This window comes from Tepidibacter formicigenes DSM 15518 (assembly GCF_900142235.1).
Classification (GTDB): Bacteria; Bacillota; Clostridia; order Peptostreptococcales; family Peptostreptococcaceae; genus Tepidibacter; species Tepidibacter formicigenes.
The window spans coordinates 86,577-96,061 of record NZ_FRAE01000007.1 but is presented as its reverse complement, the minus strand read 5'-3'; the positions used below and the strand labels follow the sequence as shown (position 1 = coordinate 96,061).

6 protein-coding genes and 2 pseudogenes are annotated in these 9,485 nt (G+C 27.0%); all 8 read right to left on the bottom strand.

Features of this window, described 5'->3' with window-relative positions:
• Window positions 1-174: pseudogene (locus BUA77_RS13470) on the bottom strand (IS110 family transposase); the annotation flags it as partial.
• 129 nt (window positions 175-303) lie between these two features.
• Window positions 304-936 (bottom strand): dihydroxyacetone kinase subunit DhaL, encoded by a 633-nt coding sequence (gene dhaL, locus BUA77_RS01980; RefSeq protein ID WP_072886776.1) that lies wholly within the window; start codon window positions 934-936, stop codon window positions 304-306.
• A gap of 22 nt (window positions 937-958) precedes the next feature.
• Window positions 959-1,915, bottom strand: a pseudogene (gene dhaK, locus BUA77_RS01975) (dihydroxyacetone kinase subunit DhaK).
• An 89-nt stretch (window positions 1,916-2,004) separates the two neighbouring features.
• The gene (locus BUA77_RS01970) at window positions 2,005-2,268 is read right to left on the bottom strand and encodes an HPr family phosphocarrier protein (protein WP_072886774.1); all 264 of its coding nucleotides are present in this window, start codon (window positions 2,266-2,268) and stop codon (window positions 2,005-2,007) included.
• A gap of 285 nt (window positions 2,269-2,553) precedes the next feature.
• Window positions 2,554-4,257 (bottom strand): sigma 54-interacting transcriptional regulator, encoded by a 1,704-nt coding sequence (locus BUA77_RS01965; RefSeq protein ID WP_072886772.1) that lies wholly within the window; start codon window positions 4,255-4,257, stop codon window positions 2,554-2,556.
• Window positions 4,258-4,332: 75 nt separating this feature from the next.
• Complete coding sequence (locus BUA77_RS01960) at window positions 4,333-6,225, bottom strand: cell division protein FtsA (RefSeq protein ID WP_072886770.1); 1,893 nt, start codon at window positions 6,223-6,225, stop codon at window positions 4,333-4,335.
• Between the two features lie 357 nt (window positions 6,226-6,582).
• Window positions 6,583-8,337, bottom strand: coding sequence for a DUF4091 domain-containing protein (locus tag BUA77_RS01955; RefSeq protein WP_072886768.1), 1,755 nt, complete (start codon window positions 8,335-8,337; stop codon window positions 6,583-6,585).
• A 19-nt stretch (window positions 8,338-8,356) separates the two neighbouring features.
• Window positions 8,357-9,475, bottom strand: a complete 1,119-nt coding sequence (locus tag BUA77_RS01950; protein ID WP_072886766.1) for a GNAT family N-acetyltransferase — start codon at window positions 9,473-9,475, stop codon at window positions 8,357-8,359.
• Window positions 9,476-9,485: the final 10 nt, after the last annotated feature.

Below are 9,485 nucleotides of genomic sequence, written 5' to 3'. Positions count from 1 at the left end.
TTCAGTTAACTTACGAAACCCTTCAATAGAATTTGAAACTTCAATATACTTCTCTAACTCAATTCCTCTAAAATCTTGAGCTCTAGCAACGTGTGCATATTTAGCTATATCTATTCCAATAATTAAAGTTGATTCTGTTATTTGCGAAATCTTTTTATTTTGTGTATAATTCATTTGTAGTACCTCCATTGATAGTCTTATTTTAATTCGGGGTAAGTTGCAACCTTACACCCTGTATTCTATCAGGAGGTACTTTTTTTATCAAAGTTCAAATTTATTCATTACAGGAATGCTCCCTTAAATCTAATCTTCTTTAATTACATCTGCAATCGATTTTATAATAATATAACTTGAAGTTGCACCTGGATCTGCATGCCCAATACTTCTTTCTCCTAAAAAGCTTGCTCTTCCCTTAATTGCTTTTATAGTTTTTGTATATTCAACGCCTTCATCTGCAGCTTCTACAGCTTTAAGTGCTGCTGTATTTAAATCATTTCCACTTTCTATTGAAGATTTAAATGCTTCATAAGCAGGTATTATTGCATCAAGCATTGTTTTATGTCCTTTATCAGACTGTCCTCTTTGCTTAATTCCAGTTATAACTGCTTCATAAATACAAATTAAATCATCAGCTTCAAGAGTTTCTTTGCCTGCCACTGCTCCTGATGCCTTTAAAAACGCAGTTCCATAAAGTGGTCCTGAAGCTCCACCCACTGTAGAAATTAAAGTCATTGCTATTGTTTTTAATATTATAGCAAACTCTAAATCTTTAATACTTTCTAATTTTTTCTTTACCTCACTAAATCCTCTAGCCATATTCGATCCATGATCCGCATCTCCAATTGCCATATCAAGTTCATTTAAAATTTCTTTGTTTGCTATAATGTTATCTGATAAAGTATTTATTATTTGTAAAAACGTTTTCTTGTCTATCATAATTTCTTCCCCTTTTCTTAAATTATATTTCTTTATATCCCGGTGTATCTGCTGATGCTTTTAATAATCTCTTTAATTCTTCATCTAATTTAATTACGCTAATTGAAAATCCTGGCATTTCAAGAGAAGTCATATAATTTCCAAGTAAAGTTTTAACTACCTTAATTTCTTTTTCTTCTAATAATTCATGTAGTTTTCTATTTACAATATAAATCTCCATTAATGGAGTTCCTCCAAGTCCATTTACTAATACAGCTACTTCTTCACCTTTATTAACTGTCATATCTTCTAGTATCTTATTTAACATATAAGTTGTTAATTGATCTGCACTAGATATTTTTTCTCTATGAGTTCCTGGTTCTCCATGAATTCCAAGACCCATTTCTATTTCATCTTCCTTAAGCTCAAAACTCGGTTTTCCAACAGCTGGAACAGTACATGCCCCTAAACTCATTCCCATTGTTCTAGTATTATCTATAACCCTTTGAGCAATTTTTTTGACCTCTTCTAAGTCTTTTCCTTCTTCAGCTGCACCTCCTGCAATTTTATGAACAAATATAGTACCAGCTACCCCTCTTCTACCAATTGTGTATGTACTGTTTTCAACAGCAACATCATCATTTACTATTACTTTTTCTACTTTAATTCCTTCCATATCTGCCATTTCAGCTGCCATTTCAAAATTCATTACATCCCCTGAATAGTTCTTAATTACTAATAATACTCCTTTTCCTCAGTCAACAGCCTTTATCCCTTCAAGTATTTGATCTGGAGTTGGTGATGTAAATATTTCTCCTGCTACTGCACCATCAAGCATTCCTTTTCCTACAAATCCTGCATGTGACGGCTCATGTCCACTCCCCCCACCACTAACTAATGCAACTTTACCTTGCACTGGAGAATTAGCTCTTACTAATACATTAAATCCTTCTATTCTTTTAACATGATTTGGGTGTGCTTTTACTATCCCGTTTAACATTTCATTTACTATTTCCTCTACATTATTAATAATTTTTTTCATTTTAATTCCCCCTTTTAATTTTTTTACATATAATTTTAAATTTTATTCTAAATTTCAAAATTTGATTCTATTAACTTAACCAACGCATTTAATGCATCACCTTCATCTTCTCCATCAACTATGATAGTTATTTCTTGATTTTCTTTTACTCCTAAGGACATCACTCCCATTATACTTTTGGCATTAGCCTTTTTTCCATTTACATCTATATACACTCTACTTTTAAATTCTCCTGCTATTTTAACTACTGCTCCTGCTGGTCTAGCATGTAATCCATTTTGTTCTTTTACAATAATTTTCTTTTCTAACATTTTATCACTCCTATCACTCCTATATATTTTACCTTTTCTGATAATTTTCAGTATAGATTTTCAGTATAATTTACTTAGTATTATATACAAGCAACTATTATGCCATATATTATAAACCTCTATTTTATAAGTAATTGCTTCTTTCAAATTTCTTGAAGTAACTTAATTTTATTATAAAAATAATTATTAAATCACCTAATATAAAAACTAGAAATTAAAATGCTTTATAAGAAAAAGTTGATAAAATTTATTAACTAATGATAAATTTTATCAACTTTCTTTAAATTATAAGTTATATTTTTTAGCCTTTAAAGATATTGTCCTATGTGTAAGTCCTAAAGCTTTTGCCGCTTTATTGAAAGATTTATGTTTTTCAAGTGCTAATTTAATTATTTCTCTATCATATTCTTCCATTGTAGCTAAATCATTACCTTTTAAATTTATAAGATTTTTATTTTTAGATATAGATTTGATAAATGTTGGAAAGCTATTTATATCTATTTCTTCTTCACTTAATGCGATAGCTCTCATAATCAGATTTTCAAGTTCTCTAATATTTCCAGGCCATGAATATTCCTCTAAATATTTTAATGCTTCATTAGATATATTTTTTACTGGTATATTTTCCTCATTACAAATCTTTTCAATAAAATGCTCTACTAATAAAGGAATATCTCCTTTTCTATTTCTAAGAGGGGGAAGTATAATAGGTATAACATTTAATCTATAATACAAATCTTCTCTAAAAATATTATCAGATACCATTTCTTCTAAATTTCTATTTGTAGCAGCTATTATTCTAATATCTGTTTTTATAGGTGTATTTCCTCCAAGTCTTTCTATTTCTTTTTCTTGTATTGCTCTAAGAAGCTTTGCTTGAAGGTTATAGTTTATTTCACCAATCTCATCTAAAAAAATTGTTCCCTCATTTGCAAGTTCAAATTTTCCTATTTTTCTTTTTAAAGCACCTGTAAAAGCACCTTTTTCATATCCAAATAATTCACTTTCAAGCAAGTTTTCTGGTATAGCGGCACAATTTACTTTAATAAATGGTCCTTTTTTTCTTTTACTAGCTTCATGTATAGCTTTAGCAACAAGTTCTTTACCTGTGCCACTTTCTCCTCTAATCATTACAGTTGCAGATGTTTTAGCAGCTTTAAATGCCATGGCTATTGCTTCTTTAAGCAGTGAACTTTTTCCTATTATAAAATTAAAAGCTTCATGTACATTATTTTTTTTATCAAGCTCTTCTTCATAATATTTTATTTTCTCCCTAGCCTTATCCAAATTATACATCATTTTTCTCAAATCAGTAACATCTTTATAAGTAGTTAAAACTCCTTTAAATACTCCATTTGCAAATATTGAATTTGAATTTGAAATTATTTGCTTATCATTATTTTCATCCATAACAACATTTAAAATATTTATATTTTCATCTAATGCCTTAATACTTGGTCTATTTGGATATACGTTCTTTACATTTTTTCCTATTATATCCTCAGCTCTTGTTTTAAATATTTTTTCATAAGCAGTATTAACATAAGTTATAATACCTTTATTATCCATCAAACAAATTCCATCATTAATATGATTAAGTATACTTCCAAATTTATCTTTTATTTCTTTAATTGATTCTAATTCACTAGTTATATTTATAGTATTTTCCTCTAAAACTTTATCAAGTTCTTCTATATCATCCATTTTCTGATCTATTTGACCTGATATATAATTTTCTATTTCATCAAGAGCTGATTCACATTTTTCACCAATGCAACTAATTATAATAGTTTCTCCCTGCTTTATTCTTAATGATGTTAAAGCTAACATACTAGAAATAGGTATTTTTATATTTGTCTTATCTTTTTTTATATATGTTTTAACATTATATTTATTTCTTATATTATTTACAAATGAAACTATCATAGCTGCAGTTCTTGCATGAATACCTTTTTTATTCATGATAAGGATTTTTCTGGTAACCTCCATATAATCACTCCCAATTATTTATATATAAAGTCCCAATATTGTTAAAACAATACGGGACTTCATATAAATTAATTATTATTCCCAATAAACCTCTATAACATCGTTATTTCTTAATATATCTGTATAATTAGCTTTTCTTCCATTTAATTTTAAAATCAATGTACCTTTTACTTTAGTTCTATCAAACTCTATATAATCAAAAATATCCACAAAAATTACATCCCTATTTTTCTTTTTAATGTCTATATCTTCTCCATTTACTTTAACTGTTATATATTTATTAGAATTATACCCTTCTTTTTTATTTAAATCTATAGTTTTCTCATTAATTTCTTCTATAGTTTCTATTTCTGTTTCATCACTATTTTTTCTTCTTAATTCTATATAGTCATTTTCCCTAACTTCATAGTTTGATGATACTAATTCATCATTAATAAGTATATCATATTTATATTCATCAATATTATATAGCTTTATCAAATCTTCTATATAAACTTTTGCATCTTCCCCATTTACAGCTTCTTCTATCTCTATAACATCCTTGTTTTTGAGTTTAGTATCAAGGCTTCCTAATTCTCCATTTATATAAATTTTAGCTGATTCTCCATAACAACCTAACTTTTTTTCTTTTTTTCCATTAAAATAGTATATTAAGTCTTTTCCTTTTTTCCCAATTAATTTTCTTGGATTGAATCCTACTAAAACTAAAGCATCTGAAATTGAAAGTTCCTTAGAATTAAATAATCTTATTGGTGTTTTATTAACCATTATTTGAAGAAAATCTTCTTCATCTGCATTAGATGATATACATCCTATACCTATAGGAGTTATATATTCTGGACCTATTAGCTTTTCTTTTTCAAAATTTATATTTTCAAGAGCTTCAGATCCTTTTATAACAACTCTTTCTTTAGGTATATCTAAGTTTAAAGCTATATATTCTGTAAGTCTTGGAATTTGACTTCCTCCTCCTATACAAAATACCGCACTTGGCTTTTTGCCATTAAATTCAACTATAGTTTCACTAATTTTATTCGCAAGATTTTTTATAGAATCATCTATTTTATCTAATATTTCATCTGTTGTCATATTATAAGACATTCCAACTATATCCGAGAAAGTATGTTCATGTTTTATATTAAGTTGTATTTTTAGTTTTTCAGCTGTTACAAAGTCAAGAAGTAATGATTTTGATAAAGCTTCTGTTATTTCATCTCCAGCAATGGATACCATTCCATAAGCAACTACAGCACCATCTTTAGTTATAGCTATATCTGAAGTTCCTGCTCCAATATCTACCAAAGTTAAATTTAATAATCTAAATTTTTGTGGTATACAAATATTTATAGCAGCAATTGGCTCTAGAGTTAAACTTATAACTTCTAAATTTGCTCTATGAACTACAGTATATAAACTATCTACTACTATATGTGGTAAAAAAGTTGCAATTATATCTCCCTCTAATTTATTGCCTTTATGCCCCCTAGGATTTGTTATGGGTGAGTTGTCTAAATAATAATTTACTACAGTATGTCCTACACAATAATAACTTGATTTATTCTTTTCATCTTGAGATATTTCTTCCTGAGCTTTTTGAATTCCTTCTAGTTCTAAAGAGTTTATAATTCTTTTTTCTATTTCTACAGTACTATCTATATTCATCTCAACTTTTACTCTCTTTGTTTTAAGGGCTCTACCTGCTGCTGCTATAGATACATATTTTAATTCTACTCCTAAACGTTCTTCTAATCTTCTCTTTACTTTTTTTACAACTTCAGAAACCTTGTTTATATCATGTATTTGTCCATCATACATCGCTCTATCTGGATGCTCTATAATCTCATGATCTATTACATCAAAATTATCTTCATTTTTCCTTCCTACAATACCTACTACATTTCTAGTTCCTATATCTAAAGCAAAAAATAAATCATTTACATTTATTTTTAAATTTTTATCTTCCTGCATAAAATGCACCTCTTTTTCTTTTTTAATAAAAAACTCTTCATTCTAAAGATTTTAAATGTAGACTTTTTTGAAACTCATAACGGAATTTATATTTATCCACAATTTAAATAGGAATATAAAGGAATATAATTTCCTATTCGTTATAAAAAGTATTTTCCTTATAAATAGTATTCCAATATATCCCTTTAATACACTTAAAATTATATCAAACACGAAATATTTCGACAATGTTTAACAAATATAAATATTAAAATAAAAAGCATCTAACATTTTATCGTCAGATGCTTTTACAATTAAGTTTGTTTCTATTTTAAATTTATATTCCATACAAATGAAGATATTATAGTAAAAAGACCTTTAAGAGAAACAAATTAATTTTTCCATAATAATTTTTCTAATTTCATTATATAAATCATATTCAAGCTTATAATTTAAATCTACACTTCTATCACATGGAGCCTTCATTTCTTCTTTTTTTCCTAAAGCTTTTTCCATGAATTTTTCTTCTATTTCTTTCTTTGAAAATCCTTTTTCCTCTAGAAGCTTAAATAGTTGATAATCCTGAATTCCAAATCTTAGGTTTTCCCAACGAACTGAACGTACTGGCTTTAAGTCCTTTCCTGGATAGACAAAGAACATATCTCCAGCTTTCCAACTTGGAAACTTATAGCTTGGTTCATTCCAAGGATCATCTGGCCATATAGCATAATCCCATCTTAAGAATCCATCTAGTCCAAAATAATATGTAAACCATCCAATTAGCCTATTTTCTATAAAAGGAGAGCTTATAAAATTATTAGGTCTTTGAGGGAAACAACAAACATACCATGTAAATTTTCCTAATTTTTCATCAAAATATTTTTTCATTTCATATAAGTTATTTAAACTACTTATAGTAAAAGGTGCACTTAAAGAAAGAGAGTCTACTTTTTTAGAAAACTCTTTCATAAATTTTTTATCATGAACAGCCGTCTTATAAAACACTTTATGTTCTTTTGAACAAGAATTAATAAATTCAACATACTCATTAAAAAGATCTGGATTATTAGGTTCATCACTCATCACATAAACCTTATTCCACCAACCCTTTTCTATTAGATGATTAAACAATGATGTAATATAAACTTTTAACTCTTTTTTTGTACTTATGTATTTAAAAGTTTCACTACCTTCATCATAATAGTTTAATCTTATTGGGTCTTTATAGTCTTTAATAGGATTTCCAAAATCAAAGGCATCCCAGTTACCTAAAAGGCCAAATAAATCTATCTCTTCATCTATTCCCAGTTTTATGCATATTTCAATATATCTATCTAAAATAGAAAAATCACATAATAGTTTCCCATTTTTATTCTTTATTATCTTAATCATGTTGTGCTCAAAAAGGTTTGAAGCATTTTTTGAAAATTTATAACAAGATTGACCTGCCCATGGAAAATCTGAAACAATTGCTGTAATAACCTTTTCACCCATAGATGCTAGTTCCTCTAGATAAATTTTTATAATGTCCCAATGAGCTTTAGACCAAAGAGGAACTTTATACATTCTGGCCCAATTGCTTGGATGTTGCCATAAATCTAGATAAAAATCAGACTTATTTAATGGACTTAAACATATATCCATAACATTCACTTTTACTTTAACTGTTTTTATTTTTTCTTCATCACCAAAGCCACATTGACTGTATATATCAATGTTTATATCTATATTTTTATTTTCCCAAGAAGAAGGTACTACACCCTCTATCCATATCATCTGTGAAATTCCTTCTTCTATCAAAAGTCCTGGTTCTCTTAAAATAGGATCACTAACAAGGATTCCTGTATCATCTTTTATATAACCTAAAAATGCAATATTAAAATATTCTTCTAACTTTTTATCTAAATTTAATTCTAATCTTAATCTATTTTTAATACCTTTCCAACTAAGATTATTATTTTTATCTAATGAATAATAAATTTCCTCATTGCAATTTAACATTAGTTGAAATGCAAATTTTTCTTGTTTTGCAATAGTGATTTCCATATCTTTTTTCCCCCATATAGTTTTAGGAACATCACTATATTTTATATGTTTATATGATGAATCTAAAAGAGCATATTTAATATTCAATTAACTCATCCCCTTATTTTTATTGATAATTTAAATTAGCAGTCCATATAAATGGAATTGGAAAAACACTATTTAAAAATTTCTTAATCTTAGGTTTATCTTCTAAATTTATATCATAACCTTCGAATACTAATTGTGTAAGGATTTTAATATCTTTAATTTTTAATACCTCATTTTCTATTTCAAAATAATAACCTTCTTCATCTTCCTTAAATTTAATCTTATCCATTAAGCTTTTTGGTACATGTTGAATAAAATAGTTTCTTAAATTCTCCATAAAACTAAGAAAATTAATTATCTTAACTGTTCCATGAAGATATGTTTTTTCTTTCTTAAAATAATCCATTAATTGATTTATTTTATCTTTTATATGAACATAATATTTAATATTATCAAGTTCTAAATTTAAACAGATATTTGAAAGAACTTTAAATATAATTTCTGGGTTTCCAAAAGATTCTATAACTTGTCCATATTTAATATCTTCATCAATTATTCTAAGGACAATATATCCTAATAACTTTTCATCTTTTATTAACACATATTTTTTATAGGTATATGTTCCCCAAGGAATAGTTGCAGCCTCAAGAAGTATTTCAAATTCTTCATATGTTCTGTAATATCTTGTAGAGTTTTGATTATACATGTCAGATATTTCATTTAAATAATCTTCCTTGTAATCTACAACTTCAATATCTATATCTATATTTTTCGGTTTTATTGTATATTTATAAAAATTTTTAACCTCAATACAATTTCTTCTTTTATATAGACCTCTTGTTCCTGAAATAAGAACAATGTCAATATTATCTTCATACATCTTTTTTTCAACATCGTCTAAAATTAAAGATGAATATCCTCTTTTTCTATAATCCTTATGAGTACATACTCCACCAATAGATGCTGCTTTTATTATACTTCCCTCTATAAAAATATCTTCTTTAAAAAAATTAACGCCTGAAACTACTTTTCCATCTTCTATAATTATTCTCATGTTATCTATATTGTTTTCATTAAGTAAAAGCGGAAATTCCTTTTCCATAGTAGGATTGTGTCCATTAGAAATTCTAAAAATATTATTAATTAAGTTAATTACATCTTTAAATTCTTCTCTTTTAGTTCCTCTTGGTCCTTGCATAATATATCCC

Excerpts from the sequence above, each read along its gene's own strand:
- dhaL (WP_072886776.1), bottom strand. The coding sequence starts at position 936 with ATGATAGACAAGAAAACGTTTTTACAAATAATAAATACTTTATCAGAT.
- BUA77_RS01970 (WP_072886774.1), bottom strand. The coding sequence starts at position 2,268 with ATGTTAGAAAAGAAAATTATTGTAAAAGAACAAAATGGATTACATGCT.
- BUA77_RS01965 (WP_072886772.1), bottom strand. The coding sequence starts at position 4,257 with ATGGAGGTTACCAGAAAAATCCTTATCATGAATAAAAAAGGTATTCAT.
- BUA77_RS01960 (WP_072886770.1), bottom strand. The coding sequence starts at position 6,225 with ATGCAGGAAGATAAAAATTTAAAAATAAATGTAAATGATTTATTTTTT.
- BUA77_RS01950 (WP_072886766.1), bottom strand. The coding sequence starts at position 9,475 with ATGCAAGGACCAAGAGGAACTAAAAGAGAAGAATTTAAAGATGTAATT.